This is a genomic window from Stutzerimonas kirkiae, from assembly GCF_004327335.1.
GTDB lineage: Bacteria > Pseudomonadota > Gammaproteobacteria > Pseudomonadales > Pseudomonadaceae > Stutzerimonas > Stutzerimonas kirkiae.
This window is the reverse complement of the sequence record NZ_QJUO01000019.1, coordinates 40,460-66,875: the sequence shown is the minus strand read 5'-3', so window position 1 is coordinate 66,875 and position 26,416 is coordinate 40,460. Positions and strand designations below refer to the sequence as shown.

At 64.7% G+C, this 26,416-nt stretch carries 23 protein-coding genes and 1 tRNA gene; 17 read left to right on the top strand and 7 right to left on the bottom strand.

The annotated features are described in order from the left end of the window. Nucleotides 1-194: 194 nt before the first annotated feature. The 11 genes from DNJ95_RS11930 (at nt 195) to DNJ95_RS11880 (ending at nt 10,294) form a co-directional block, all read left to right on the top strand. Nucleotides 195-1,034: an ABC transporter permease gene (locus tag DNJ95_RS11930; RefSeq protein ID WP_131184951.1), complete on the top strand. Its 840-nt coding sequence runs from the start codon at nt 195-197 to the stop codon at nt 1,032-1,034. Then, nucleotides 1,031-2,656 carry a dipeptide ABC transporter ATP-binding protein gene (locus tag DNJ95_RS11925; RefSeq protein ID WP_131184950.1) on the top strand — a complete coding sequence of 542 codons (1,626 nt, stop codon included), beginning with the start codon at nt 1,031-1,033 and terminating at the stop codon, nt 2,654-2,656. The genes DNJ95_RS11930 and DNJ95_RS11925 overlap by 4 nt, the downstream gene beginning before the upstream one ends. A gap of 134 nt (nt 2,657-2,790) precedes the next feature. Beyond that, on the top strand, nt 2,791-3,618 hold the full coding sequence (locus DNJ95_RS11920; protein ID WP_131184949.1) for an NADPH-dependent oxidoreductase: 828 nt from the start codon (nt 2,791-2,793) through the stop codon (nt 3,616-3,618). A gap of 119 nt (nt 3,619-3,737) precedes the next feature. Continuing rightward, nucleotides 3,738-4,256 (top strand): flavin reductase, encoded by a 519-nt coding sequence (locus DNJ95_RS11915; RefSeq protein ID WP_131184948.1) that lies wholly within the window; start codon nt 3,738-3,740, stop codon nt 4,254-4,256. A gap of 80 nt (nt 4,257-4,336) precedes the next feature. Beyond that, complete coding sequence (locus DNJ95_RS11910; RefSeq protein ID WP_131184966.1) at nt 4,337-5,689, top strand: MFS transporter; 1,353 nt, start codon at nt 4,337-4,339, stop codon at nt 5,687-5,689. 402 nt (nt 5,690-6,091) lie between these two features. Then, the gene (locus tag DNJ95_RS11905; protein WP_131184947.1) at nt 6,092-7,588 is read left to right on the top strand and encodes an RNA polymerase factor sigma-54; all 1,497 of its coding nucleotides are present in this window, start codon (nt 6,092-6,094) and stop codon (nt 7,586-7,588) included. Nucleotides 7,589-7,724: 136 nt separating this feature from the next. Continuing rightward, nucleotides 7,725-8,033 (top strand): ribosome hibernation-promoting factor, HPF/YfiA family, encoded by a 309-nt coding sequence (gene hpf, locus DNJ95_RS11900; protein ID WP_131184946.1) that lies wholly within the window; start codon nt 7,725-7,727, stop codon nt 8,031-8,033. Nucleotides 8,034-8,040: 7 nt separating this feature from the next. Next, nucleotides 8,041-8,511 (top strand): PTS IIA-like nitrogen regulatory protein PtsN, encoded by a 471-nt coding sequence (gene ptsN / locus DNJ95_RS11895; RefSeq protein ID WP_131184945.1) that lies wholly within the window; start codon nt 8,041-8,043, stop codon nt 8,509-8,511. A gap of 63 nt (nt 8,512-8,574) precedes the next feature. Further along, nucleotides 8,575-9,444 carry an RNase adapter RapZ gene (rapZ, locus tag DNJ95_RS11890; RefSeq protein ID WP_131184944.1) on the top strand — a complete coding sequence of 290 codons (870 nt, stop codon included), beginning with the start codon at nt 8,575-8,577 and terminating at the stop codon, nt 9,442-9,444. After that, complete coding sequence (locus DNJ95_RS11885) at nt 9,431-9,703, top strand: HPr family phosphocarrier protein (protein ID WP_131184943.1); 273 nt, start codon at nt 9,431-9,433, stop codon at nt 9,701-9,703. Before rapZ ends, DNJ95_RS11885 begins: the two co-directional genes overlap by 14 nt. Nucleotides 9,704-9,949: 246 nt before the next feature. Next, nucleotides 9,950-10,294: a zinc ribbon domain-containing protein YjdM gene (locus DNJ95_RS11880; protein WP_131184942.1), complete on the top strand. Its 345-nt coding sequence runs from the start codon at nt 9,950-9,952 to the stop codon at nt 10,292-10,294. A gap of 56 nt (nt 10,295-10,350) precedes the next feature. Here the strand turns inward: DNJ95_RS11880 and DNJ95_RS11875 are convergent, their stop codons facing one another. The 7 genes from DNJ95_RS11875 to rarD form a co-directional block, all read right to left on the bottom strand. Next, a complete protein-coding gene (locus DNJ95_RS11875) occupies nt 10,351-10,995 on the bottom strand; it encodes a bifunctional 4-hydroxy-2-oxoglutarate aldolase/2-dehydro-3-deoxy-phosphogluconate aldolase (protein WP_131184941.1) in 645 nt (214 codons plus the stop codon). A 22-nt stretch (nt 10,996-11,017) separates the two neighbouring features. Then, on the bottom strand, nt 11,018-11,731 hold the full coding sequence (gene pgl / locus DNJ95_RS11870; protein WP_131184940.1) for a 6-phosphogluconolactonase: 714 nt from the start codon (nt 11,729-11,731) through the stop codon (nt 11,018-11,020). Between the two features lie 149 nt (nt 11,732-11,880). Next, nucleotides 11,881-13,719 carry a phosphogluconate dehydratase gene (gene edd, locus DNJ95_RS11865; protein WP_131184939.1) on the bottom strand — a complete coding sequence of 613 codons (1,839 nt, stop codon included), beginning with the start codon at nt 13,717-13,719 and terminating at the stop codon, nt 11,881-11,883. A 427-nt stretch (nt 13,720-14,146) separates the two neighbouring features. After that, complete coding sequence (locus DNJ95_RS11860) at nt 14,147-15,022, bottom strand: YihY/virulence factor BrkB family protein (RefSeq protein WP_131184938.1); 876 nt, start codon at nt 15,020-15,022, stop codon at nt 14,147-14,149. A gap of 145 nt (nt 15,023-15,167) precedes the next feature. Continuing rightward, nucleotides 15,168-15,243: transfer RNA gene (locus DNJ95_RS11855), tRNA-Thr, on the bottom strand. Between the two features lie 80 nt (nt 15,244-15,323). Beyond that, nucleotides 15,324-16,172: a CvfB family protein gene (locus tag DNJ95_RS11850; protein WP_131184937.1), complete on the bottom strand. Its 849-nt coding sequence runs from the start codon at nt 16,170-16,172 to the stop codon at nt 15,324-15,326. 286 nt (nt 16,173-16,458) lie between these two features. Beyond that, nucleotides 16,459-17,403 carry an EamA family transporter RarD gene (gene rarD / locus DNJ95_RS11845; RefSeq protein WP_420824376.1) on the bottom strand — a complete coding sequence of 315 codons (945 nt, stop codon included), beginning with the start codon at nt 17,401-17,403 and terminating at the stop codon, nt 16,459-16,461. A 295-nt stretch (nt 17,404-17,698) separates the two neighbouring features. On the opposite strand from rarD, the gene DNJ95_RS11840 reads away from it, so the two are divergent. The 6 genes from DNJ95_RS11840 to DNJ95_RS11815 all read left to right on the top strand — a co-directional run bounded on the left by DNJ95_RS11840 (nt 17,699) and on the right by DNJ95_RS11815 (nt 26,381). After that, on the top strand, nt 17,699-18,298 hold the full coding sequence (locus DNJ95_RS11840) for a PepSY-associated TM helix domain-containing protein (protein ID WP_131184935.1): 600 nt from the start codon (nt 17,699-17,701) through the stop codon (nt 18,296-18,298). A 9-nt stretch (nt 18,299-18,307) separates the two neighbouring features. Continuing rightward, nucleotides 18,308-18,817: a DUF2271 domain-containing protein gene (locus tag DNJ95_RS11835; protein WP_131184934.1), complete on the top strand. Its 510-nt coding sequence runs from the start codon at nt 18,308-18,310 to the stop codon at nt 18,815-18,817. Nucleotides 18,818-18,827: 10 nt separating this feature from the next. Next, complete coding sequence (locus tag DNJ95_RS11830) at nt 18,828-19,691, top strand: DUF4198 domain-containing protein (RefSeq protein WP_131184933.1); 864 nt, start codon at nt 18,828-18,830, stop codon at nt 19,689-19,691. 5 nt (nt 19,692-19,696) lie between these two features. After that, nucleotides 19,697-21,256 carry a sulfite reductase subunit alpha gene (locus DNJ95_RS11825; protein WP_242671878.1) on the top strand — a complete coding sequence of 520 codons (1,560 nt, stop codon included), beginning with the start codon at nt 19,697-19,699 and terminating at the stop codon, nt 21,254-21,256. A 248-nt stretch (nt 21,257-21,504) separates the two neighbouring features. Next, on the top strand, nt 21,505-22,737 hold the full coding sequence (locus DNJ95_RS11820) for an exonuclease SbcCD subunit D C-terminal domain-containing protein (RefSeq protein ID WP_131184931.1): 1,233 nt from the start codon (nt 21,505-21,507) through the stop codon (nt 22,735-22,737). Next, the gene (locus tag DNJ95_RS11815; protein ID WP_131184930.1) at nt 22,734-26,381 is read left to right on the top strand and encodes an SbcC/MukB-like Walker B domain-containing protein; all 3,648 of its coding nucleotides are present in this window, start codon (nt 22,734-22,736) and stop codon (nt 26,379-26,381) included. The genes DNJ95_RS11820 and DNJ95_RS11815 overlap by 4 nt, the downstream gene beginning before the upstream one ends. The last annotated feature ends 35 nt before the right edge of the window (nt 26,382-26,416 follow it).

Below are 26,416 nucleotides of genomic sequence, written 5' to 3'. Positions count from 1 at the left end.
GCATGCCGCACCCTACCCGCCGATCGCTGCACGGGGGACGCCAGGCGCACCGGAATACCCATTGCACGACCCTCACGGCGCCCCAACCCCGTAGGGTGCGTCGTGCGCCTCCCCCTCACAAAATTTCCACGGCGCGCCCGGCGCCCCCTATGTATGGACTCACCGGCGAGTCCATCGCGTTACGGATGGTCTTCATGAGCAGCCTTTCCATCACCTTCCCGCCCGCCAGCCGCCTGCCGCGCCCGGCCTTGCTGCTGAGCCTGTCGGTGCTCGCCCTGGTGCTCGGCTGGGCGCTGTTTCCCGGCCTGTTCAGCCGTATCGACCCGCTGCTGGCGGTGCCGGCCAAGGCGCTGCAGGCACCCTCCGCCGAACACTGGTTCGGCACCGACCACCTCGGGCGCGACCTCTACAGCCGCACCGTGCATGGCGCCAGCCTGTCGTTGCGCGCCACCACCCTGGCGGTACTGATCGCGCTGCTGGTGGGCGGTGCCCTGGGGCTGCTGGCCGGTTATTTCTCCGGGAAACTGGACGCCCTGCTGATGCGCCTGGTCGAAGTGCTGATGGCGATCCCCTCGCTGCTGCTGGCGATGGCGGTAATCACCGTACTCGGCTTCGGCACCCTGAATATCGCCCTGGCGGTCGGCCTGTCCTCGGTGGCCACCTTCGCCCGACTCAGCCGTGGCGAAGTGCTGCGCTGGCGTGGCAGCACCTTCGTCGAAGCAGCCATCGCCAGCGGTGTCGGCCACGGCGCCATCATCCTCCGGCATATCCTGCCGCACGCCGCCGGCCCGGTGCTGGCACTGGCCGCGCTGGAATTCGGCGGCGCCGTGCTGGCAGTCTCGGCACTGAGCTTCCTCGGCTTCGGCGCCCCGCCGCCGCAACCGGAGTGGGGCCTGCTGATCGCCGAAGGGCGCAACTTCATGGTCGCCGCCTGGTGGTACACCAGCCTGCCGGGGCTGGTGGTCGCCAGCGTGGTGCTGGCCGCCAACCAGCTCGCCCGCGCCATGCAGAGAAGCTGGGGAGAAAGCCGATGAGCGATACATTGCTGGAGATCAGCGGGCTGTCGATCGACTACCTCGGCGCGGACGGCCCGCAGCCTGGCGTGCGCGAGATCGACCTGCGGCTGAGGCGCGGCGAATTCGTCGCCATCGTCGGCGAATCCGGCTCGGGCAAGTCCACCACGGCGGCGGCGCTGATCGGCCTGCTGGCCGGCAATGCGCGAATCAGCGCCGGCCATATCGACTTCGAAGGGCAGGCGCTGCAAGACCTCGACGAACACCACTGGCGTCACCTGCGCGGCAACCGTATCGGCTTCGTACCGCAGGACCCCGGCCTGTCGCTGGACCCGGTCAAGCGCATCGGCGCACAACTTATCGAAGCCATGCGCATCCACGGCGTTGCCCGCACAGGCGCCCGCCAGCGCAGCCTGGAGCTGCTGCGCCAGGTCGGCCTGCGCGATGTCGAGCGCCTGGCGCGGCGTTATCCCCATGAACTGTCCGGCGGCATGCGCCAACGCGTGCTGATCGCCATCGCCCTGGCCAACGAGCCGGCGCTGATCATCGCCGACGAACCGACCAGCGCCCTCGACGTGACGGTGCAGCGGCAGGTGCTCGACCATTTGCAGCGGCTGGCGCGCAAGCGGCAGATCGCCGTGCTGCTGATCACCCATGACCTCGGCGTGGCGATGGACCGCGCCGAGCGGGTGATCGTCATGCGGCAGGGGCGCATCGTCGAACGCGGCAGCACCCGGGAAATCTTCCTGCGCCCACGCCACCCCTACACCCGGCGCCTGCTGGAGGCCGCCCCCAGCCTGGCCCAGGCGACCGCCAGCGAACGCCGGCCACGCCTGGCCGGGCCGGCGCTACTCAGTGTCAGCGGCCTCGGCAAGCAGTTCGCTCACGGGCACGAGAGACTGCCGCCAGCGGTCGCCGATGTCTCCTTCGAGGTGCCGCGCGGCGGCACCCTGAGCCTGGTCGGCGAATCCGGCTCGGGCAAGTCCACCACCGCGCGCATGATCCTGCGCCTGGAGCGCCCGAGCAGCGGCAGTATCCGCTTCGACGGCGAAGACATCCTCGCCTACGACGCCGCGCGCCTGCGCGACTACCGCCGCCGGGTGCAGGTGGTCTACCAGAACCCCTATGCCTCGCTCGATCCACGCTTCACCCTGGCGCAGATCATCACCGAACCGCTACGGGCCTTCGCCGTCGGCGACCGTGCCAGCCAGCAGCAACAGGCAGCGCGCCTGCTGGAACGGGTCGGCCTGCCAGCCAAGTCCCTCTACAGCCACCCCGGCCAGCTTTCCGGCGGCCAGCGCCAGCGCGTGGCCATCGCCCGGGCGCTGGCGCTGGAACCCGAACTGCTGGTGCTCGACGAACCACTGTCGGCCCTGGATGCCTCGGTGCAGAAGCAGATCCTCGAGCTGCTGGCCGAACTGCAACGGGAACTGGGCCTGAGCTACCTGTTCATCTCCCACGACCTGGCGGTGGTCCGGCAGATTTCCGACCGGGTAGTGGTCATGCAGGCGGGGCGCGTGGTCGAACAGGGCGACAGTGAGCGACTGTTCGAAGCCCCCGCCAGCGACTACACCCGGCGCCTGCTCAGCGACGTTCCGGGCCAGCGTTACCTGGACAGCCTGAATTTCCTGGTCGCCATATAAAATCCACAAAACACATAATTCAGACAAATAAATATTATTTATTTTGATTATCAAGATAGAACGACAGGGTATTTCACAAGCCATCCCGGCTTGCCTAAGGTACGCCATCCGCGCCTGAACATAAGGGATCAACAATGCCTGCAGCCCATCCCCAGCCTCTCTGGCAGCAACGCTATGGCAGCGCCGATGCGCCTTCGGCAGAACCTGGCAATGCGCTGATCGAACAGCTACTGGCGCACCGCAGCGTGCGCGCCTACCTCGACCAGCCGCTGCCTGACGGCACCCTGGAAACCCTGCTGGCAGCGGCACAATCGGCCGCCACCTCCTCCAACCTGCAGGCCTGGAGCCTGCTGGCGGTCGAGGACCGGCAGCGCAAGGCGCGCCTTGCGGCCCTGGCCAATGACCAGGCGCATATCGTCCAGGCACCGCTGTTCCTGGTCTGGCTGGCCGACTTCTCGCGGGCGGCACGCCTGGCCGAGCGCCATGGTCGCGAACTGCAGGCGGTGGAATACCTGGACAGCCTGCTGGTGGGCGGCCTCGACGCCGCCCTGGCGGCGCAGAACGCGGTGCTCGCCGCCGAAGCGCTGGGCCTGGGCACCGTCTATATCGGCGCCCTGCGCAACAACCTGCAAGCCGTGATCGACGAGTTGCAACTGCCGCCCCTGGTCTTCCCGGTATTCGGCCTGTGCGTCGGCTACCCGGACCCATCCCGCCCCGCCGCGATCAAGCCACGCCTGCCGCAATCGGTGGTGCTGCATCGGGAAACCTACCGGCTCGACGAACAGGAGCCACGGCGACTCGACGACTACGACCGCCAGGTCGATGCCTTCTACCGCGCCCAGGGGCTGGAAAATCCGCCCTGGAGCCGGCAGGTCATCGACCGCCTGGCCAGTGTGGACAGCCTGCATGGCCGCGAGCGCCTCGCCCAGGTGCTGCACCGGCAGCGGCTGGCATTGCGCTGACACCCACAGGGCGCGCCACGCGCACCACTGCCGCGAGCAGAGCAGCGACTTGCAACGGTGCGCGCCGCGCACGATACAGATAGCCAAAGCGGACACCGCTTCCCGACCGGATACCCCTGATGAGCGTCATCGCCCTCGAACACCCTCGCCCCGAACCCACCATCGACGCCTCGGCCTTCAAGCAGGCCATGCGCAATACCGCCGCCTCGGTGAATATCGTCACCTGCGCCGGCAGCGACGGCGACTACGGCCTGACCGCCACCGCGTTCAGCTCGATCACCGCCGACCCACCGACCATCCTGATCGCGGTGAACAGCGGCGCCAGCCTCTACCGCCACCTGATCGAGCAGAAGCGCTTCTGCGTCAATGTCCTGCACGCCGGCGACGCGGCCATCGCCAGCGATTTCGGCGGCCGCCTGCCCGCCGCACAGCGCTTCAGCGAACACGCGCACGCCTGGCGTCGACTGGCCAGCGGCAACCCCGCCCTGCGCGCCAGCAGCGCCGGCTTCGACTGCCGCATCACCGATATCAATCATGTCGGCACGCACCTGGTGGTGATCGCCGAAGTGCTGGAATGCTGGCACTCCGCGCAGGCGCCCCTGCTCTACTCCTCGGGCCGCTACGGTCGTTTCTCCTGAACGGAGGCTCCACGCGCCCGCACGCAACGCCTGCCCCGGGCGAGCCGGGCAGCGATGCCCGCTTCGAGCGCAAGGTGCCGATGATCATCGGCTGCGCGCTGTTCATGGAGTTGCTCGACTCCACCGCGGTGCTGACGGCGCTGGCGCAGATCGCCGAGGATTTCGGCGAATCCAGCGTGCATATGAACCTGGTGGTCTCGCTGTACCTGCTGGCCGTGGCGATGTTCATCCCCATCAGCGGCTGGCTGGCCGAACGCCACGGACCGCGCCGGGTGTTCGTCCTGGCCATCCTGCTGTTCATGGCCAGTTCGCTGGCCTGCGCCGCCTCCAGCTCGCTGCTGCAACTGTCGCTGGCGCGCTTCTGCCAGGGCATGGCCGGCGCCATGATGGTGCCGGTCGGCCAAGTCATCCTGTTGCGCTGGACACGCAAGGCCGACCTGTTGCGGGCCATGGCCTTCCTCACCATGCCGGCGCTGCTCGGGCCGGTGGTCGGACCGCCGCTGGGCGGGCTGCTGGTGACCTGCCTGTCATGGCACTGGATCTTCCTGATCAACCTGCCGATCGGGCTGCTCGGCATCCTGCTGATCCTGCGCCATATCCCGGATTATCCGGGCCGCCAGCGCCAGCCGCTGGACCTCGCCGGCTTCCTGTCCAGCAGCCTGGCGCTGGCCTGCCTGGTACTGGCCTTCGAGTCCATCGGCCATGGTTCGCTGGAATGGTTCTGGTCCTGCGCCCTGCTGGCCAGCGGCCTGCTCTCCGGCGCGCTCTACCTGCGGCATGCCAGGCGCCGCCCGTCTCCGTTGCTGGACCTCTCGCTGCTGAATATCGCGACCTTCGGCATCGTGCTCAAGGGCGGCATGCTGTTCCGCCTCGGCAGTGCCTCGCTGCCGTTCCTGCTGGTGCTGCTGTTCCAGGTCGGCTTCGGCCTCAGTGCGCTGGAGGCCGGCCTGCTGACCTTCGCCGGCGGTGTCGGCGCGCTGCTGATCAAGTTCATCTCGGTGCCGCTGGTACGGCGCTTCGGCTTCCGTCGCATCCTGGTCTGCAATGCCTTCCTGGCCGGCGCCTCGATCGCCGTGTGCGCCCTGTTGCGCGAGGACAGCAGCGCACTGTCGATCGTGCTGGTGCTGTTCGCCGGCGGCTTGTCGCGCTCCCTGCAGATGAGCAGCATGGGCGCCCTGACCTACGCCGACATCGACACCTGCCAGGCGAGCAAGGCCAGCACCCTGTCCGCCATGTCGGTACAACTGAGCATGAGCCTGGCGGTCGGCATCGCCGCGCTGTTGCTCGGCCTGATCCAGCGCCTGCGCGCCCACGAAACCCCCAGCGTCGGCGACATCGGCCTGGCCATGGTCCTCGTCAGCCTGCTATGCATGGCCTCCGGCCTGTGCTTCCGGCGCCTGGCCGGCGACTCCGGCACGGCCGTATCGAGATAATTGTTTCGTGCATAGACATGAACACAAATAATCGACATGGATCATATCTCAATAATTTATTGAAATTCTTATAGAAAACCAGCTCCGCCAGCAGCCGGCTCACCACAGCGGCAGACCTCTCGTGCAAGCCACACAGGGCCGGTCGCGCTATGTCGTCGCCCTGCGGTAGGGCGATCTAGAGGCGCCGGAGACTGGCGGCGCTGGACGAACGGAATCGGTTCTTGCCCAGCGGCGCTCCCCCCGGCACCGTTCGTGGTTCTTACGCTTGCATGAGAAATGGCGACAGCCCCTATCCAATCCACGCGAAAACAGGCATATAATTTGCTTCATAGCGGGCGCAGGGGCGCCCATGATGTCGAATACAGGCGCAAGCGCCGGACAACAGGGTTTGAAGTCTCTGCCATGAAGCCATCTCTCGTCCTAAAGATGGGCCAGCAGCTAACGATGACACCGCAGCTGCAACAGGCCATACGTTTGCTCCAGCTTTCCACCCTGGACCTCCAACAGGAAATCCAGGAAGCGCTGGATTCCAACCCGATGCTGGAACGGGAAGAAGATGGCGATGACTTCGACAATTCCGACCCCATGGCCGAGGGCACGGAAACCGTTGCAAGCGAGACCGCGCCCAAGCAGGAAAGCTACGACGAACCGACACCGGCAGCGGAAAATCTCGAGGACGGCGACTGGGGCGAACGCATTCCCAACGAACTACCGGTGGACACCGCCTGGGAAGATATCTACCAGACCAGCGCCAGCAGCCTGCCGAGCAACGATGACGACGAGTGGGACTTCACCTCGCGCACCAGCGCCGGCGTCAGCCTGCAGAGCCATCTGCTCTGGCAACTGAACCTGTCGCCGATGAGCGATACCGACCGCCTGATCGGCGAAACCCTGATCGACTGCATCAACGACCAGGGCTATCTGGAGGAGAGCCTGGAGGAAATCCTCGACTCCTTCGACCCGGAGCTCGAGATAGAACTCGATGAAATCGAGGTCGTATTGCACCGTATCCAGCAGTTCGAACCCTCCGGGGTCGGCGCCCGCGACCTGCGCGAATGCCTGCTGCTGCAACTGCGCCAGCCAGCGCAACCGACCCCCTGGCTGGAGCAGGCCCGCTACCTGATCGAAAACCACCTGGAAGTGCTCGCCAGCCGTGACTACAGCCTGCTGATGCGGCGCATGAAGATCAAGGAGGACGAGTTGCGCCAGGTGATCGAACTGATCCAGTCGCTCAACCCACGCCCTGGTTCGCAGATCGAGACCAGCGAGCCCGAGTACGTGGTGCCGGATGTGATCGTGCGCAAGCACAACGAACGCTGGCTGGTGGAGCTGAACCAGGACGCCATCCCGCGCCTGCGGGTCAACGCCCAGTACGCCGGCTTCGTCAAGCGTGCCGACTCCAGCGCCGACAACACCTTCATGCGCAACCAGTTGCAGGAAGCGCGCTGGTTCATCAAGAGCCTGCTCAGCCGCAACGAGACGCTGATGAAGGTCGCCACGCAGATCGTCGAGCACCAGAAGGGGTTTCTCGAGTACGGCGACGAGGCCATGAAGCCGCTGGTGCTGCACGACATCGCCGAGGCCGTGGGCATGCACGAGTCGACCATTTCCCGCGTCACCACGCAGAAATACATGCACACGCCGCGTGGCATCTACGAGCTGAAGTACTTCTTCTCCAGCCATGTCAGCACGTCCGAAGGCGGTGAATGTTCCTCCACCGCGATCCGCGCCATCATCAAGAAGCTGGTGGCCGCGGAAAACCAGAAAAAGCCATTGAGCGACAGCAAGATCGCTGGTTTACTGGAGGCACAAGGCATTCAGGTTGCCCGCCGCACCGTAGCCAAGTATCGGGAATCGTTGGGAATTGCACCATCCAGCGAACGCAAGCGGCTGATCTAGCAAGCCGTTGGAAAACAGTTGGCGAGGCAGCCCGGCGCAGGTGGTTTTTCAACGGCCTGCCAGCCGAAGGCGCCGATAGCCAGGGGGCAGCCCTCGACAACTCGCTCTTCATAGAAGATAAAAAAGGAGTAGTGGTATGCAAGTCAACATCAGTGGCGTTCATCTGGAAGTGACTCCAGCCCTGCGTGACTACGTCGAGGAAAAGTTCGACCGTCTGCAGCGGCACTTCGACCGCATCATCAACGTACAGGTGACCCTGCAAGTCGAAAAACTCAAGCAGAAGGCCGAAGGCTCGCTGCATGTGGCCGGCAAGGAAGTGGTCGCCAACTCCGAACACGAAGACATGTATGCCGCCATCGACCTGCTGGTGGACAAGCTCGACCGACAACTGATCAAACACAAGGAAAAACAACTCGACCATCACCAGGGGACAGTCGCTCGCTGATCCGACCATGATCCGATTCGACTCCATCCTCTCTCCCGGACGCGCCCTGGTGGGCGCTCCGGGCGTCAGCAAGAAGCGCGTCCTCGAACAGATCGCCAGGGTAATCGCCCAGGATGCGCCCGACCTCGACGCACAGACCATATTCGAAAGCCTGATCGCCAGGGAGAAGCTCGGCTCCACCGGTTTCGGCAATGGCATCGCTATCCCGCACTGCCGCATCACCGGCTGCAGCCAACCGCTGAGCGCGGTACTGCGCCTGGAAACCCCGGTGGACTTCGACGCGCTCGATGGACAACCCGTCGACCTGCTCTTCGTCCTGCTGGTGCCCCAGGCCGCTACCGATGAACACCTGGAACTGCTGCGCCAGATCGCCGGCATGCTGGACGATGCACAGACCACCGCACGCCTGCGTGCCGCGACCAGCAGCGAAGCCCTGTACCAGGAAGTACTGCGCGCGCAGCAGAACCTGCAGCCATAGGAGAACGACCTTGAGCCAGACGACCGCCCTGCCCTCGGCCCATCGGCCGCAGAGTGACCAGCCATGCGCCTGATCATCGTCAGCGGTCGCTCCGGCTCCGGCAAAAGCACTGCACTCAATGTCCTCGAGGACAACGGCTTCTACTGCATCGACAACCTGCCGGCCGCCCTGATGCCGGAACTGGCCGAGCGGGCTCTGCTGCATACCGAGTTGTTGCATCCGCAGGTCGCGATATCCATTGATGCGCGCAACCTGCCCAGCCAGTTGCAACGTTTCCCCGAACTTCTCGCCGAGGTGCGCGCCAAGCATATCCAGTGCGACGTGCTCTACCTCGATGCCGATGACGAAACGCTGCTCAAGCGCTTCTCGGAAACGCGCCGGCGCCACCCGCTGACCAACGACCGCCGCTCGCTGGCCGAAGCCATCCACGACGAAGAGTTGTTGCTGGCACCCATCATCGACAATGCCGACCTGAAGATCGACACCACCCACCTCAACCTCTACCAGTTGCGCGACAGCCTGAAGCTGCGCCTGCTCAACAAACCCGAGCCGGGTACGGCGTTCCTCATCGAATCGTTCGGCTTCAAGCGCGGCATGCCGGTGGATGCCGACCTGGTGTTCGACGTTCGCTGCCTGCCCAACCCCTACTGGAAGGCCGAATTGCGCGACTTCTCGGGGCAGGACCAGCCGGTCATCGAGTACCTGAGCGCCCAGCCGGATGTCGAGGACATGTTCCAGGACATCCACGCCTACCTGAGCAAATGGCTGCCACGCTTCGCCGCCAGCAACCGTTCCTACGTCACCATCGCCATCGGCTGCACCGGCGGCCACCACCGCTCGGTGTATATCGCCGATCGCCTTGGGCGGGCCCTGCGCGAGCCACTCAGGAACCTCCAGGTTCGTCATCGGGATCTTCCGCATGCCAAGCAGTGAAATCACCATCATCAACAAACTCGGGCTGCATGCCCGCGCCGCCGCGAAGCTCACCGGGGTCGCCAAGCTCTATCCCTGCAAGGTCATGCTGGGCCACAGTACCGAGAACCTGGTGGACGGCAAGAACATCATGGCGGTGATGATGCTGGCCGCCAGCCAGAACACCGTCCTGCACCTGCGCACGGAAGGCGAACAGGAAGAACAGGCGTTCAAGGCGCTGGTCGAACTGGTCGAGGACTATTTCGGCGAAGGCCAGTAGGCGCGGCCACAGTGCCATGTCGTTATTCACGGGCAAGGTGCTTAGATAAAAGCGCCGGAGGCTGAAAGCTGGACGAAAAACACCGGTTGCCAGGCTCTTTCGTCCAGCCTTCCAGCGCTGTTTTCGGCTGCTTGCAGTGCATAGCGCGATCGCCCTGGCACAGGGGCATAGCATGCTTCGCCTGTACCTGTACCCCGTAGCTGCCCTACAATGCGCGCCTTTCGCAATATGAACGAGAGGAATGCCGTGAGCGCTCTACCACCCTGCCCGAAATGCAACTCCGAATACACTTATGAAGACGGCATCCAACTGGTATGCCCGGAGTGCGCCCACGAATGGTCGGCCACGGACACCGCCAGCGCGGCCCAGGACGACGCCAGGGTGATCAAGGACTCGGTGGGCAACGTCCTGCAGGACGGCGACACCATCACCGTCATCAAGGACCTGAAGGTCAAGGGCTCGTCCCTGGTGGTCAAGGTCGGCACCAAGGTCAAGGGCATCCGCCTGTGCGATGGCGACCACGACATCGATTGCAAGATCGACGGCATCGGTGCCATGAAGCTCAAATCGGAGTTCGTCAAGAAGGTCTGACGCACGGCAGTGCCTTCAGGCGACCGGCACAAGAACTTCCGGAGCCTGCCGCCACATCACCCGATAGCTTCCAGCGCCCGCGCCGCTGCCCACGTGATCGCCGGCCAGTCGCCCGACGCCAGTGCCGCCGGCTCTATCATCCAGCTACCGCCCACGCACATCACATTGGGCTGAGCCATATAGTTGGCGACATTGTCGTCGTTGACGCCGCCGGTCGGGCAGAAGCGCACATCGGGGAAAGGCCCGCCCAGCGCCTTCAGGGCCACCACGCCACCGCAGACCTGGGCCGGAAACAGCTTGAAGCGGCGATAGCCGAGCGCATGGGCGCGCATGATGTCCGAAGCATTGCTCACACCCGGCAGGTAGGGCAAGACACTGTCGCGGGCAGCCAGCAGCAGTTCCTCGGTGCTGCCTGGCGATACCATGAACTGCGCCCCGGCTTCCTCGACCCGAGCCAGCATCCGGCCATCCAGCACCGTGCCGGCACCGACGCACAGCTCCGGCCGGTGCTTCCGCAGCAGGCGGATGGCCGCCAGGCCATGGCTGGAGCGCAACGTGATCTCCAACGTCGTGAGACCACCCGCGGCCAGGGCATCGGCCAGCGGCAGGATATGCCGCTCATCGGTGATGGTGATCACCGGCAGGATACGGGCACGCGAACACAATGCGTCCAGTTGTGCGTTCTTTTGCTCCTGGGTCACGTGCACTCCTCCATCATAGGGTTCATGGGCACCAGTAGATCTCCAGCGGAGCGTGCATGAAGGCACGCACCGGCATCCTCAGCGCATCGGCCAGCAGCGCCTGGCGCAGAGTCTCCAGCTTGGCCTGCCCCTGGATGGCCAGGCATTGCAGCCGTGCGGACGCCAGCAGCGGATAGGTCATGCTGATGCGCTGGTATGGTTCCTGAGGCGCCAGCATAGGCAGGCAATATTCCTGGCAATCCTCGCTGAGCGCCTGCTCCAGCAACGGGCTGTCGGCGAACAGCGAGGCGACATGGCCGTCATCGCCCATCCCCAGCACCAGTACATCGATCCCCTGCTCCAGCACACTCAGGGCCTGGCTGGCCTGGCTGGCGGCCTGCTCCAGGGTGGCGGCGGGATGGTAGAGACCGATCAGGCGCGCCTGTGCCGCCGCATTGCGCAACAGATGCCGGCGCACCAGGCCCTCGTTGCTCTGCGGCGACTCCGGCGCCACCCAGCGCTCGTCGGCCAGGCACACCTGCACCCGGCTCCAGTCGAGCGCCTGGCCGGACAGCACTTCGAAGAAACCTGTCGGGCTACGGCCGCCGGAAACCACCAGGTTCGCCTGGCCATATGTCTGCACCGCAAAATCCAGTGCCTTCGCCACATGCTCGGCCAATACCCTGGCCTGGCTCTCGGGATCGGCCAGGCTATGTGCGACCACGCCAGTCGGCAGGTCGAGTTCAGAGATCGCCATGATCAGGACTGCTCCACAAAAACCATGAAAAATCCGGCACCTGGGGCCGGTCATGTGCAGTGTCGTGCCCGCGGGCGCTCACGTCCAGCCATCTTTAGGCGCACAGCCAAGCCACACGTTTGAAGTCATCGGTGCGCGCCGGGGCAGGCTCAGCGCCGCTCCCCCGCGGCAAAGCCATCGACGAACACGCTGGCACCCGACTCGGCCGAGCTGAACGCCGCACGCATGAAACCGAACAGTTCCCGGCCACAACCCTCGCCGCCATACCAGCCCGGCAGGGATGCCGCGGTTCTGCCAGCCCATTCGGCATCGCCGAGCAATACGTTCAAGTGCCCCGTCTCGCCATCGACACGGATGATGTCGCCATCCATGACCCTCGCCAGCGGCCCGCCATCCAGCGCCTCGGGGCAGACATGGATGGCGGCGGCGACCTTGCCGGAAGCCCCTGACATACGCCCATCGGTGACCAGCGCGACCTTGTAGCCACGGTCCTGCAATACGCCCAGGTAAGGCGTCAGCTTGTGCAGTTCCGGCATGCCATTGGCCTTCGGCCCCTGGAAGCGCACCACGGCGACGAAGTCCCGCTCCAGTTCGCCGGCAGCGAATGCCTGCGCCAGTTCGGCCTGGTCGTTGAACACCCGCGCCGGCGCCTCGATCACTCGATGCCGCAGCTCCACCGCGGAAACCTTGAGCACCGCGCGCCCCAGGTTGCCGCTCAGCACCCGCAGCCCGCCTTCTTCGGAAAACGGCCGCGACACCGGGCGCAGGATCGTCTCGTCCAGGCTTTGCCGCGGCCCCTCACGCCAGACCAGCCGCTCTCCATCCAGGAATGGCTCGCGGGTGTAGCGGCGCAATCCCGGCCCGGCCACGGTCTCGACATCCTCGTGCAGCAACCCGGCTTCCAGCAGCGTATGCACCATGAATGCCACGCCACCGCTGGCATGGAAGTGGTTCACATCGGCCTGACCGTTCGGGTAGACCCGCGCCAGGCTCGGCACCACCGCCGACAGGTCGGCCATGTCCTGCCAGGTCAGTTGAATGCCCGCGGCCCGCGCGAAGGCCGGGATATGCAGGGTATGGTTGGTCGAACCGCCGGTTGCGTTCAGCGCCACCACGGCATTGACGATGGCCTTCTCGTCGATGATGCGGTAGAGCGGCAGGTACTGCCCCGCCTGTATCGTCATCCGCGCGACCTGGTGCGCCGCCTCGCGGGTCAGCGCGTCGCGCAGCGGCGTACCCGGGTTGACGAAGGATGAGCCGGGCAGGTGCAACCCCATGATCTCCACCACCACCTGGTTGGTGTTGGCGGTGCCATAGAAGGTGCAGGTGCCGGGGCTGTGGTAGGACTGCATCTCCGAGGCCAGCAGTTCTTCACGACTGGCCTTGCCTTCGGCGAACAACTGGCGCACCTGCGCCTTCTGCTTATTGGGAATCCCCGAGGGCATCGGCCCACCGGGCACGAAGATGGCCGGCAGATGGCCGAAGCGCAGGGCACCGATCAGCAGGCCCGGCACGATCTTGTCGCAGATGCCCAGGTACATCGCCGCATCGAACATATTGTGCGAAAGCGCGATGGCGGTGGACATGGCGATCACCTCGCGGCTGGCCAGGCTCAGCTCCATGCCCGGCTCGCCCTGGGTCACCCCATCGCACATGGCCGGCACGCCACCGGCGAACTGGCCGACCGAGCCGACCTCGCGCAAGGCCTGCTTGATCAGCGCCGGAAAACGCTCATACGGCTGGTGCGCCGAAAGCATGTCGTTGTAGGCGGAAACGATCGCCACATTGGCCTCGTTCATCAGGCGCAGGGTCTGCCGGTCATCTCCCGATGTGCAGCCCGCCACGCCATGGGCGAAATTCGCGCATTGCAACTGCCCACGCCGCGGTCCCTCCACCGCGGCGGCCTGCATCAGCGCCAGGTAGTGCGCCCGGCTGTCGCGGCTGCGCTCGATCAGACGCTCGGTGACTTCCACTACTCGGGGGTGCATGCCTCACTCCTGCATCAGGGCGCTTCACTTTACATTCGCGAATCATCGTTCGCTCCGGCTACCACCATAAACCATCCATGCCTAGGGTCTGTTGACGTTTCGTCATGGATGGCCGGATCGGAGGCACAAGCGGACAGCCGAAAAGCGCTGGAGGCTGAACGACCGGCACACGGCGCCAGCGCTTTCGTCCAGCGTTCAGCCATCAGCGCTTTTAATCGAAAGCCGAAGGCCGCTTGTTCCTCGAAGAAGCCCGTCCGGAGGGCTGGAGTGGAAATATATTTCCATCCGAATCAATGAGTTAAAGGAAACGTCAACAGCCCCTGGCAATAGTGTGTCGAGCGACGGGGCGTCCAGGAGAACGCCAGCCATCGACTGCGGATGTACGCGGCCAGCCGCGAAAGCCCGACCGTCGTTACGGCAACCGAGCCTATGACTCGCCCAGCAGCTTTTCGCCGCGGTCCTTGCCCTTGGAGCTGGCGTGCTCGATCACCGCGTTCAGCTCGGCGCCCAGCAGCAATACCGCGGCAGAGATATAGAAATACAGCAGCAGCACGATGATCGCCCCGATGCTGCCGTAGGTGGCGTTGTAGTTGGCGAAGTTCTGCACATAGAAGCCGAAACCCAGCGACGCCACGATCCAGATCACCACCGCCAGCACCGAGCCAGGGCTGATGAAGCGGAAATCCTGCTCGACATCCGGGGTCACGTAATACAGCAACGCCACTGCCATCATCATCAACAGGACCACCACCGGCCAGCGCGCCCAGGTCCAGATCACCACCACCAGTTCCCGCAGGCCGACATGGGTCGCCAGCCATTCCATCACCTGCGGTCCGATGATCATCAGCCCGGCGGCGGCCAGCAGCATCACGGCGATACCGACGGTATACAGGTACGACAGCAGGAACAGCTTCCACAGCGGCCGCCCTTCCTGCACATCGTAGGCCTTGTTCATGGCATTCATCAGCGACCGGACGCCTGTCGAGGCCGTCCACAGCGCCACCAGGATACCGAAGGACATCAGGCCACTGTTCTGCCGCTGCAACTGGTCGATCACCGGGTTCACCTGGTCCAGCGCCATCGGCGGCAACACCAGCGCGGCCTGCTCGCGCAGCCAGTCGAAGAACTCCGGCAGGTGCAGGAAGCCGAGCATCGCCATCAGGAACAGCAGGAACGGGAACAGCGCGAACAGCGTGCGATAGGCCAGCGCCGAGGCATAGGTGCTCATATCGTCTTCATTGAAGCGCTGGACCGTTCGCCAGAGCAAAGTGATGATCCCGACGCCACGCTTACCGAACTCCATGCCTTCCCCCTGATCGTTCCTGATAGCAACTGGGACGATCATTGCCGATAAGAGTTCGCCAGCGCCAGCAAAAGCGAACCATCCCGGCAAGAACGGGCATACCCCGCAAACGCCAAGGGCCCGCATGTGCAGGCCCCTGATTGGGTGGTGCCGACAATAGGAATCGAACCTACGACCTTCGCGTTACGAGTGCGCTGCTCTACCTACTGAGCTATGTCGGCGCGCGCGCATTATTCCGGGTTGTCGGCCAAGACTCAAGAGGCGAAAAACAGCTGCAAGTGTAATTCCCGTGGCTTGGGGATTATGGCTGCTTTACGGTCCTCTCGATCCGGTCCTGGTGAATACGGATCGCGCCCTGCTTGAACAGGCCGCCGATGGCTTTCTTGAAATTGCCCTTGCTCACACCGAACAGGTGGCTGATCAGTTCGGGAGCGCTCTTGTCGCTGACTTCCAGCACCCCGCCCGCTTCCTCCAACTTGTCGAGAATCAGCGCCTGCAGGGCATCCCGCGCCTGGCCGCCGACCGGCTGCAGGCTCAGACTGATCCTGCCGTCGGCCCGCAGCTCACGGATGAAACCGCGCTCGCGCATGCCGGAACGCAGGAACTTGAATACCTCGTTCTTGTGGATCAGGCCCCAGTGCTTGCCTTCGATGATCGCCTTGTAGCCCAGGTCAGTGGTCTCGACGATCAACAAGTCGACCTCATCGCCAACCTGGTAGCGCGGCGGGGTATTGTCCAGGTAGCGGTCCAGGCGCGCCGTGGCGGTGATTCGCCGGGTACGCGCGTCGAGGTAGACGTATACCACGCAATAATCCCCCACCTGCAGCGGGCGTTTCTCCTCCGAGTGTGGCAGCAACAGGTCCTTGGGCAGCCCCCAGTCGAGGAACAGGCCGGTGCGATTGATCTCCACCACCTTGAGGCTGGCGAACTCGCCGACCTGCACCTTCGGCTTCTGTGTCGTGGCGATCAGCCGGTCGTCGCTGTCCAGGTACAAGAACACATTCAGCCAGTCGTCCACCTCGGTGGCCGCATCCTTGGGAATGTAGCGGTTGGGCAAGAGGATCTCGCCATCCGCGCCACCATCCAGATACAGGCCAAAGCCGGTGTGCTTGACGATTGCCAGGCTGTTGTAGCGTCCGACCAAGGCCATGACGAATTCCCCAAGAGTGAAAGCGGGCGATTCTACCAGCCTGTCGAACTTGACGCTGCGGCACCACGCAAAGCCCCGCAGGAGCCTCTTCTGCGTCTTCGCCGCCTCGTTGCCAGCGGATTGGCGATAGCCGGTAGAGCGTGCGGCACGTACCTCGGGCACGCCATTGCCAATCCAGCGCGCCGTCTCGCCAACGAACAACCTCCACATCGAAATTTTTTCGCTTTAAAACAATGAGTTAACTCCTTCACGAGGAGAGCGGACGCTATCCGCTCATGGCGGCAGTCTATTGGCCGGGTATCTGCCGGCGCCGGGCACGCAAATGCAGCACACCTTCCATGACCAGCAACGCCACCGCCAGCCAGATAGGCACATAGGTCAGCCACTCATGGGGCGCGATGACTTCTCCCAGCAACAGGGCCACAAGCACCAGCAGCACGGGCTCGACATACCCGAGCAGGCCGAACAGCGCGAAACTCAGCATACGGCTGGCCAGGATATAGCTGACCAGCGCGAGGGCACTGATGGCGCCCAGCAGCGGCACCAGCCCGTAGAGTTTCGGATGCTCGGAAAACAACTCCCCCACGGCCCCGCCGCTCGCCAGCACATAGAAGACCAGGGGCAGGATCAGCAGCATATCGAACCACAACCCGCCCAGGTGATCGGTGCCGAGCCGCCGGCGCAGGACGAAGTACAGTGGATAACCCAGCGCCACCACCAGGCTTTCCCAGGCAAAGCTCCCAACCTGCCACAGCTCGTTGCAGACACCCACCGCCGCACAGATGACCGCCAGTTTCTGCAGGCGCGACAGATGTTCGCGATAGACCAGGAAGCCGACCAGTACCATGCTCAACGGCAACATGAAATAACCCAGCGACACCTGCAAACCACGCCCGTGCAAGGGTGCCCACATGAACAGCCAGAGCTGTACCGCCAGCAGAAAACCGCTCAGTAGCAGCGGCAGGAGTAGCACAGGCCTGCGGCGTATCCGGCCAAGCAATGTGCCGACCAGCCCCCAGTCCCCCGAAGAGACGATGAACAGGGTCACGAAGGGAAATGTCAGCAGCATCCTCCAGGCAAATACCGCCTCGCCGCTCAATGGCGACAACAGTGTCGAGTAGTAATAGAGGACACCGAACATGAATGACGCCAGAACCGATAAACCGACACCGCTGGACACAACGACTCCTTCTATGGGAAAGCACTTCACGAACGAAAGCTCATACCCCATGGCATACACAAAAGCGACTGTAATTTTGCCCATAACGGTCCCCGCCCAGGAGGTACTCGGCGGGCAGGCTGTCGCTTACATAACTTACAAAGCCCGGGAAGCCCGCATGAAGGCTTCATTTGGCCTCAGTTTCGCCACAGGATAAACAATATGAAACATTTAGTGAGAAGAATAAGCATTCGAGAATGATTATCTTGAAGCAATCAACGAGTACGGAAAATTTTTGGTAAATCCCCCGCCTACCCGGCGAGGTTTCCATAGAATCCCGCCCAACTTCCACCATCAAGATACCTCCATGCTCCTCCTTCCCTGGCTCGGCACCCTTCGCCAATGGCACTGGATCAGCTCGGCGCTCTGCCTGGTCGGCATGCTGCTGTTCGCCATCACCGGCATCACCCTCAACCATGCCGCGCAAATCGAGTCCAGGCCGCAGATCCGCCAGCACCAGGCCCACCTGCCCGAAGCCCTGCAGCGACAACTGCTGGAGCACCAGCCGCAACACGGACTGCCCACGGCGTTACGCGACTGGCTGGGGGATGAAGTCGGCGCCGCCATTCTCTCCGGCGAGGCCGAATGGAGCGATGGCGAACTCTATATCGCCGCCTCCCGCCCGGGTGGCGATGCCTGGCTGAGCCTGGAGCTCGACTCGGGCCTTCTGCAATACGAATCCACCGATCGCGGCTGGATCGCCTACTTCAACGACCTGCACAAAGGCCGCCACAGCGGTACGGCCTGGAGCTGGTTCATCGATATTTTCGCCGTGGTCTGCGTGATCTTCAGCATCACCGGCCTGCTGTTGCTGCACAGGCATGCCGGTGGCCGCCCGAGCACCTGGCCGCTGGTCGGCCTGGGCCTGGTGCTGCCACTGCTGCTGGCCCTGCTATTCATCCACTGAGGATATCCCATGCGTAAACACCTATTGCTACCGCTGGCGCTGTTCAGCGCCCCACTCTGGGCCGCGGGCCTGGAGGTGACGGTCGAGATACCACGCCTGCAGGTCGCCGAATACCATCGACCCTATGTCGCCATCTGGCTACAGAACGCCGACCAGAGCCACCGCGCCAACCTGGCCATCTGGTACGACGTGAAGATGAAGGACAAGGAAGGCGAGAAGTGGCTCAACGACCTGCGCCAGTGGTGGCGCCGCAGCGGCCGTACGCTGGAACTGCCGGTCGATGGCGTCAGCGGCGCCACCCGCCCGGTCGGCAGCCACAGCCTGAGCTTCGACGACAGTCGCGCGCCGCTCAAGGATCTGCCCCCGGGCGAATACTACCTGGTGGTGGAAGCGGCCCGTGAAGTCGGCGGCCGCGAACAGCTACGCATCCCATTCACCTGGCCGGCCGACAAGCCGCAGCAGCACAACGCCCAGGGCAATAGCGAACTGGGCGCACTTTCCCTCGAACTGACCCCATAAGGAAACCACCATGAAATCCGTCTTCAAATGGACCGCCCTGGCACTGGTCACCTGCCTGCCCTTCTCCGCCCAGGCCCATCGTGCCTGGCTGCTGCCGTCAGCGACGGTCCTTTCCGGAGAGGCGCCATGGATCACCGTGGATGCCGCCGTATCCAACGACCTATTCTACTTCGAACACTTCCCGCTGCGCCTGCAGGGTATCGGCGACCTTGGGCAGGAGCAGCCGGGCGCCCGCCCGCGCCCGGCGGCGCAACTGCAACTGTTCGCCCCCGATGGCAGCCCGGCCAAGGCTGAAAACGGCAGCATCGGCCGCTACCGCAGCACCTTCGACGTGGAACTGAAACAGAAAGGCACCTACAAGATCGCCGTGGCCAACAGCGGCCTGTTCGCTTCCTGGAAGGAAAATGGCCAGAACCAACGCTGGATGGGCAGCGCCGAAGCCTTCGCCAAGGCAGTCCCGGCCAAGGCCGACGATCTGAAAGTCAGCCAGAACGATACCCGAATGGAAGTCTTCGTGACCTCCGGCAACCCGACCGAAACCGTCCTCAAGACCACCGGCAAGGGCCTGGAACTGGCCCCGATCACCCACCCCAACGATCTGTTCGCCGGTGAAACGGCCGAATTCGCCTTCCTGCTCGATGGCAAGCCGGCAGCCGATGTCGAGATCAGCGTGGTCCCCGGTGGCAACCGCTACCGCGACGATCTGGGTGAAATCAACCTGAAGACCGACGCCCAGGGCAAGGTCGCCATCACCTGGCCGACAGCCGGCATGTACTGGCTGGAAGCCGAACTCAAGACCACGGAAGGCGTCAGCAAACCGGCCAGCGAACGCCGCGCCAGCTACAGCGTGACCCTGGAAGTGCTGCCGCAATAATGCCGATGGGCACCCTGCTCCTGCTGACTCGCCACGCGCCATGGGCAGCCTGCCTGCTGCTGGGCGTGGCATTGCTCTGGTGGCAACCGGCCCGGGAAATCTCGGCCGGGCTGGTGCTTCTCGCCTACCTTGGTTTGTGCCTGGAAACCTGGCGGCGCCAGCGCGGCAAGCACCGCCAGGCAACACCGGTCGGGAACGGCCTGTTGATCGCCTATGCCAGCCAGAGTGGACAGGCACTGCATATCGCCCGCGACAGCAGTACACAACTGCAGGCCGCCGGTATCGATACCGGCGTTCTGTCGCTGGAGCAACTCGCACCCGAACAACTACGGCAGTACCGGCAGGCCCTGTTCATCGTCAGCACCTATGGCGAGGGAGAAGCGCCGGACAACGCCGCCCGTTTCGAACGCCAGCTACAGGCACGGCTTCACGAACTGAACGACCTGCAATATGCCGTGCTGGCCCTCGGCGACAGCCAGTACCCGCACTTCTGTGCCTTCGGTCGCAGGCTGGATGAACTTCTGCGCGCACAGGGCGCCCTACCCTTGTTCGATCGCCTGGAAGCCGACCGCTGCGATGCCGGCACGCTCAGGCACTGGCAACAACAACTGGGCCATATCGCTGGTAGCCAGGACTTCAGCGATTGGCAACACCCCGATTACCAGAACTGGACCCTGGCCGGGCGGGTCTGTCTCAACCCTGGCAGTGCCGGTGCGCCTCTTTACCTGCTGGCCCTGCAGGCGCAACACGGGCACTGGCAGGCGGGAGATATCGCGGAAGTCGGTCCTCGCCACGCCGCTGAAGAAGTCCAGGCGTTGCTGCGACGCCTGGGGCACGACCCGCGGCTATTGCTGGAGAACGGCGAGAGCCTGGCCCAGGCCCTGGCCAACCGGCGTTTTCCCGATGACGAAAGCAGCTTGTACGGATTGCCGCCAGAGGCCCTGCCCGGGCACCTGGAATACCTGCCGCACCGCGAGTATTCGATCGCCTCGGTGCCCGCCGACGGCCATCTGCAACTGCTGGTGCGCCAGGTCCGACGCCACGATGGACACCTCGGCCTCGGCTCCGGCTGGCTCTGCCGGCATGCCCCGCTGGGTGGCGAGATCGCCCTGCGCATCCGCAGCAACCCGGGCTTCCATGGCCCCGCCGCCACGACGCCACTGATCCTGATCGGCAATGGCAGTGGCCTGGCGGGCCTGCGCGCGCACCTGCGCGAACGCCTGCATGGCCAGGGCTCGTACAATTGGCTGCTGTTCGGCGAGCGTAATCGCGCGCACGACTTCATCTGCCGGCAGGAGCTGTCGGCCTGGCTGCAAAGCGGCCATCTGCAACGCCTGGACCTGGCCTTTTCCCGCGATCAGCCAGAACGCCGCTACGTGCAGCATGTGCTGCGCGACAACGCCGATGAACTGCGTCGCTGGCTCGCCGAAGGCGCCGCCATCTACCTGTGCGGCAGCCTCGAGGGCATGGGCCGCGAGGTCCAGCAGATCCTCGCCGGGCTGCTGGGGGAAGCCCAATTGCAAGACCTGGAAAGCCAGGGGCGGTATCGCCGCGATCTTTATTAGATGCACCGGGCGTCCAGCAACCGTGCTCTGGACAGGCCATCGGCCTGTCGATCGGCGCTTCGATAAAAGCGCTGGAGGCCGGAAAGCTGGACGAAAAGCCCTTGTTGCCATGCTCTTTCGTCCAACCTCGAGCCTTCCAGCGCTGTTTTCGGCTGTTTGCCGTCACCCTGTTGGTGTATCGCCATCCTTGAACTGACGGGCGATTGCCGGTAGCGTCCCTGCGCCGCCAACTCGCCGCCGAGACCCCAATGCGCCTGATCCACACCGCCGACTGGCACCTGGGCCAAAGCCTGCACGGGCAGGAGCGTGACCATGAGCATGGGCGCTTCCTGGCCTGGCTGCTGGAGTGCCTGCAACGGGAAAGACCCGATGCACTGCTGATCGCCGGGGATATCTTCGACAGCGTCAACCCGCAGCTCAAGGCCCAGGAACGTCTTTACGACTTTATCGTCGAAGCCCACCAGCGCCTGCCGGCCCTGCATATCGTGATGATCGCCGGCAACCACGACTCGGGCGGCCGCATCGAACTGCCGGCGCCGCTGATGAAACGCCTGAACACCCATGCCATCGGTCGTATCGCCTGGCTGCAGAGCGGCCAGCCGGACCTCGAGCGCCTGCTGCTGCCACTGCCCGGCAGCGATGGCGAAATCGCCGCCTGGTGCCTGGCGCTGCCGTTCCTGCGCCCGGCGGAAGTCACCGGCCGGCAGGCGGGCAGCGACTACATGCAGGGCATCCGCCAGTTGCATGAAGCGCTGATCGCCTACGCCGAGGCCCGCCGCCAGCCGGGGCAGGCGTTGATCGCCATCAGCCATGCGCACCTGGCCGGCGGCAGCGTCTCGGAAGAGTCCGAGCGCAATATCGTCATCGGTAACGCCGAGGCATTGCCGGCCGGCCTGTTCCCGGAGAGCATCGCCTACGTCGCCCTCGGCCACCTGCACAAGCCACAGCGGGTCGCCGGGCAGCAACGCATCCGCTACAGCGGCTCGCCGCTGCCACTGTCGTTCGCGGAAATCGACTACCGCCACCAGGTGCTGCTGGTGACGTTGCAGGGCGAACGCCTGGAGTCCGTCGAGCCGCTGCCGGTCCCGCGCAGCGTGGACCTGCTGCGGCTCGGCCCGGCCGCCCTGGAAGCGATACTCGAACAGCTCGCCGCCCTGCCCGATGCCGACCTGCTGCTGGACCAGCGCCCCTGGCTGGAGGTTCGTGTGCGACTGGACGAGCCCCGCCCGGACCTGCGCCAGCGCCTGGAAGCCGCCCTGGAAGGCAAGGCGGCGCGGCTGGTGCGCATCGCCAGCAGCTACCACGGCAACGGGGAAAGCCAGGATAGCCCGAGCCTGCCCGGGTTGGAGCAGATCAACCCCGAGCAATTGTTCCGCCGCGCCTGGCAGGAAAACTTCGGCCAGGAGGCTGACGAACAGGCTATCGCGGACTTCGCCAGCCTGCTGCTGCAGGTGCAGTCGAACGAGCCGAGCGACCAATGAAAATCCTTGCCATCCGCCTGAAGAACCTGGCCTCGCTGGCCGGCGAACACAGCATCGACTTCACCCGCGAACCCTTGGCCAGCGCCGGCCTGTTCGCCATCACCGGTCCCACCGGCGCGGGCAAGAGCACCCTGCTCGACGCCCTGTGCCTGGCGCTGTTCGGCAGCACGCCGCGGATGAAGGAAGCCGCCCGGCAAAAATCCAGCAAGGTCCCCGATGGCGATGAAGAACTCTCCAGCGGCGACGAGCGCACCCTGCTGCGCCGGGGCTGTGGCCAGGGCTACGCCGAAGTGGATTTCATCGGTATCGACCAGCGCCGCTACCGCGCCCGCTGGGAAACCAACCGTGCCCGCGAACGGGCCGATGGCCGCCTGCAGCCGAGTCGCCAGAGCCTGCTCGAACTGGAAAGCGGCACCCTGCTGGCCAGTGGCCGCAAGGGCGAGTTCAAGGAACTGCTGGAAAGCCGCCTCGGCCTCACTCTGGAGCAGTTCACCCGCGCCGTGCTGCTGGCCCAGAGCGAATTCAGCGCCTTTCTCAAGGCCAGCGACGACCAGCGCAGCACCCTGCTGGAGAAGCTCACCGACACCGGCCTCTACAGCCAACTGGGCCAGGCCGCCTTCGACAAGGCCAAGCAGGCCAGTGAGGATTACAAAGCCCTGCTGCAACAGGCAGGCACCCTGCAACCGCTCGACGACGAAGCACGCCAGGCCCTGCAACAGACCCTCGAACAGGACAACCAGCGGCTCAAGACCCTGCAACAGCAACAGCGCCAACTGGAGCGACAGCAGCAGTGGCTGCAGGAGCTGGAGCGCTTGCAACAGGAGGCGAGCCAGGCCGACGCAACCGCGCAGGCACTCGACGACGAACGCCGGCAACTGCTCGGCTTGCGCGACCAGGTCGCCCGGGTCGAACGCCTGGCACCGCAGCGGCATCGCTTCCTGCGCTTGCAGGAACTGACCACGCTGCTACAGGACGAGCGGCTGCAACTGGAACGCAGGCAGCTCGAACAGCAGCACTTGCAACAGCAATGCGAAACCCTCGACAACCAGCGCCAGCAGGCCCAGGCGAACCTGGGCCAGGCTGAGCAGCGGCAGCACGCGGCAGAACCACGCCTGGCCGGTGCCCGGGCCGCGGAGCAACGCCTGCAACACCTGGACAACCGCCTGCAGGAGGCCCGTGCCGCAGCGCAACAGGCCGATCAGCACTACCTGGCCAGCGATGACGAATGCAAGCGCCTCGAACGAGAGCGGCAACAGTTGGACGAGCAGGCCCGGGCACTCGACGCCCTGCTGCAGGAAAATACCGCCCTGCAACCGCTGGCCAGCGCCTGGGCCGGGTATCTGCCACGCCTGCGCCAGTGCGCCCAGGTCACCGATCGGCTGCTGGGCGCCGAACAGGCCCTGCCTGGCATCGCCAGACAGGCCGAGCGGGATGCCAAGGCCCTGGCCGAGGTGCAGCAGGCACTGCTGGAGCTGCAACGACAGATCGGCACGGAGTCCGCCAGCAACCGCACTGCCCAGCTCGAACAGCGACTCCAGCAGGAGCGTCGCCAGCTCGCCATCAGCCAGCAGTTGCAGCGGCTCTGGCAACAACAGCAGGAGCTCCGCCAACACCAGGCGCGACGCTTCGAGCAGCAACGGCAACAGCAGGATGCCCTGCTGCAAGTGCAGCACGACGGGCAACTCGCACGGCAGCAGCGGGATGCCGCGGAGCAGACGCGCAATACCATCCTTGCCCTGCTGGAACGCCAGCGCCTGGCCCGCAGCAGCGAAGTGGAAAACCTGCGCGCCAACCTGCAGCCCGGCGAGGCTTGCCCGGTCTGCGGTAGCCAGGAACACCCCTGGCATGACCCATCGGCCCTGCTGGCGGCCTTCGAGCGCCAGGACGCCAGCGAGGCCGAACAGGCCAACCGGGCATTGCAGGCCCTGGAGCTGCGCCTGCAGGAACTGCGCGACCGCCACACCGAGCTACGCACCCGTATCGAACAGGACGGGCAGGCGTTGCAGGAGATCGACGCCAACCTGGCCAGGCTGGACGAGCAACTGCATGCCCTGCCGCCGTATGCACAACTTCTGGCGCAGCCATCCGCACAGCAGGCGGACTGGCTGGAACGGCAGCTCCAGCAGTTGACCGCGACGATCGAACAGGCCGAGCAGGAGCAACGCCGACTACTGGAATTGCAGCAGCGAATCGAAGGCTTGCAATCGCAGCGGCAAGCGCTCCAGCAGCAAGCCGAACAGAGTGCCCGGCAATTACAGCGGCAGACGGAAGACATCGAGCGCGATAGCGCCTGGCTGGAAGCGGAAATGCAGGCCCTGAAGCCATTGCTGCCCGCCCCCATCGCACAGGGCTGGCGGGACGCGCCGGCTGCGCAACTCGATGAGTTGGAAAAACAGCTCGACGCCTACCTGCAGAACCTGCAACGGCAAGGGCAACTGAACGAACGCCAGCGCCAGTCCCGGCAAGCCCTGGAGCTACAGCGCAACGAACAGCAATACCGCCAGGAACAACGGCAGAACAGCGCCCGCGACCTGCAGGACTGCCTGCAACAGCAACAGGCCGAGCAACGGCAGTTGCAGGAATTGCTCGACGGGCGCAGCGACACGCAAAGCTGGCAACAGGCCCTGCGCCAGGACATCGACACGGCCCGCGCGGCCCTGGAGGAAAACCAGCGCGAGGCCAATACGGCGCGTATCGCGCTGATCCGCCTAGACGAAGAGAACCAGGCCCATGCCCGGCGGCTGCAAGAGTTGCAAGCGGAACACGAACGGCTCGACGAACGACTCAGGCAATGGCGCAGCCAGGAAGAACTGCTGGACGAGGCCAACCTGGCCAGGCTGCTGGCCCATGACGATGCCTGGCTAAGGGAAAGCCGCGAACGCCTGCAACAGCATGAACGCGACCACACCGAAGCCCATGCCCGCCAGCAGGAGCGTCAGTCGCGCCTGCACCAACACCGGCAACGGCAGCCGCAGGAAACCTCGGCAGAAACGCTGCAGCAGGTCATGGCCGAATGCCATCAAGGGCTGGAACAGCAGGAACAACGCTGCAACCACTCGCGTGCGGCGCTGATCGAAGATGATCGGCGCCGCGCCCAGCGCAGCGCACTGGAACGGCAGATCACCCAGGCCGAAGCGGAAAACCAGCGCTGGGGGCGCATCGCCAGCCTGATCGGATCGTCCGACGGTGCCGCCTTCCGCCGTATCGCCCAGGCCTACAACCTTGACCTGCTGGTGCAGCACAGCAACGTGCAACTGCGCCAACTGGCGCGCCGCTACCGGCTGAAACGCGGCGGCAGCCCGCTGGGCCTGCTGGTGGTGGATACGGAAATGGGCGACGAACTGCGCTCGGTGCACTCGCTGTCCGGCGGCGAAACCTTCCTGGTGTCCCTGGCCCTGGCGCTCGGCCTGGCGTCGATGGCTTCCAACCGGCTGCGCATCGAGTCGCTGTTCATCGACGAAGGCTTCGGCAGCCTGGACGCCGAATCCCTGCAGATCGCCATGGATGCCCTCGACGCCCTGCAGGCCCAGGGCCGCAAGGTGGCGGTGATCTCCCACGTACAGGAAATGCACGAACGCATCCCGGTGCAGATCCAGGTGCTACGGGAGGGGAATGGGCAGAGCCGGATCGAGGTGGTGGGGTGAAGCAGTTGCAAGCTTCAAGCGGTAAGCAGGAGCCG

Bases quoted from the DNA above. Each gene is read 5' to 3' on its own strand.
- edd (WP_131184939.1), bottom strand. From the start codon at position 13,719: ATGCACCCCCGAGTAGTGGAAGTCACCGAGCGTCTGATCGAGCGCAGC.
- hpf (WP_131184946.1), top strand. From the start codon at position 7,725: ATGCAAGTCAACATCAGTGGCGTTCATCTGGAAGTGACTCCAGCCCTG.
- DNJ95_RS11820 (WP_131184931.1), top strand. From the start codon at position 21,505: ATGCGCCTGATCCACACCGCCGACTGGCACCTGGGCCAAAGCCTGCAC.
- DNJ95_RS11860 (WP_131184938.1), bottom strand. From the start codon at position 15,022: ATGGAGTTCGGTAAGCGTGGCGTCGGGATCATCACTTTGCTCTGGCGA.
- DNJ95_RS11840 (WP_131184935.1), top strand. From the start codon at position 17,699: ATGCTCCTCCTTCCCTGGCTCGGCACCCTTCGCCAATGGCACTGGATC.
- DNJ95_RS11835 (WP_131184934.1), top strand. From the start codon at position 18,308: ATGCGTAAACACCTATTGCTACCGCTGGCGCTGTTCAGCGCCCCACTC.
- DNJ95_RS11915 (WP_131184948.1), top strand. From the start codon at position 3,738: ATGAGCGTCATCGCCCTCGAACACCCTCGCCCCGAACCCACCATCGAC.
- DNJ95_RS11850 (WP_131184937.1), bottom strand. From the start codon at position 16,172: ATGGCCTTGGTCGGACGCTACAACAGCCTGGCAATCGTCAAGCACACC.
- DNJ95_RS11815 (WP_131184930.1), top strand. From the start codon at position 22,734: ATGAAAATCCTTGCCATCCGCCTGAAGAACCTGGCCTCGCTGGCCGGC.
- DNJ95_RS11910 (WP_131184966.1), top strand. From the start codon at position 4,337: ATGATCATCGGCTGCGCGCTGTTCATGGAGTTGCTCGACTCCACCGCG.
- DNJ95_RS11920 (WP_131184949.1), top strand. From the start codon at position 2,791: ATGCCTGCAGCCCATCCCCAGCCTCTCTGGCAGCAACGCTATGGCAGC.
- DNJ95_RS11825 (WP_242671878.1), top strand. From the start codon at position 19,697: ATGGGCACCCTGCTCCTGCTGACTCGCCACGCGCCATGGGCAGCCTGC.
- DNJ95_RS11925 (WP_131184950.1), top strand. From the start codon at position 1,031: ATGAGCGATACATTGCTGGAGATCAGCGGGCTGTCGATCGACTACCTC.
- DNJ95_RS11930 (WP_131184951.1), top strand. From the start codon at position 195: ATGAGCAGCCTTTCCATCACCTTCCCGCCCGCCAGCCGCCTGCCGCGC.
- pgl (WP_131184940.1), bottom strand. From the start codon at position 11,731: ATGGCGATCTCTGAACTCGACCTGCCGACTGGCGTGGTCGCACATAGC.
- DNJ95_RS11905 (WP_131184947.1), top strand. From the start codon at position 6,092: ATGAAGCCATCTCTCGTCCTAAAGATGGGCCAGCAGCTAACGATGACA.
- DNJ95_RS11830 (WP_131184933.1), top strand. From the start codon at position 18,828: ATGAAATCCGTCTTCAAATGGACCGCCCTGGCACTGGTCACCTGCCTG.
- DNJ95_RS11885 (WP_131184943.1), top strand. From the start codon at position 9,431: ATGCCAAGCAGTGAAATCACCATCATCAACAAACTCGGGCTGCATGCC.
- rarD (WP_420824376.1), bottom strand. From the start codon at position 17,403: ATGGGGTATGAGCTTTCGTTCGTGAAGTGCTTTCCCATAGAAGGAGTC.
- rapZ (WP_131184944.1), top strand. From the start codon at position 8,575: ATGCGCCTGATCATCGTCAGCGGTCGCTCCGGCTCCGGCAAAAGCACT.
- ptsN (WP_131184945.1), top strand. From the start codon at position 8,041: ATGATCCGATTCGACTCCATCCTCTCTCCCGGACGCGCCCTGGTGGGC.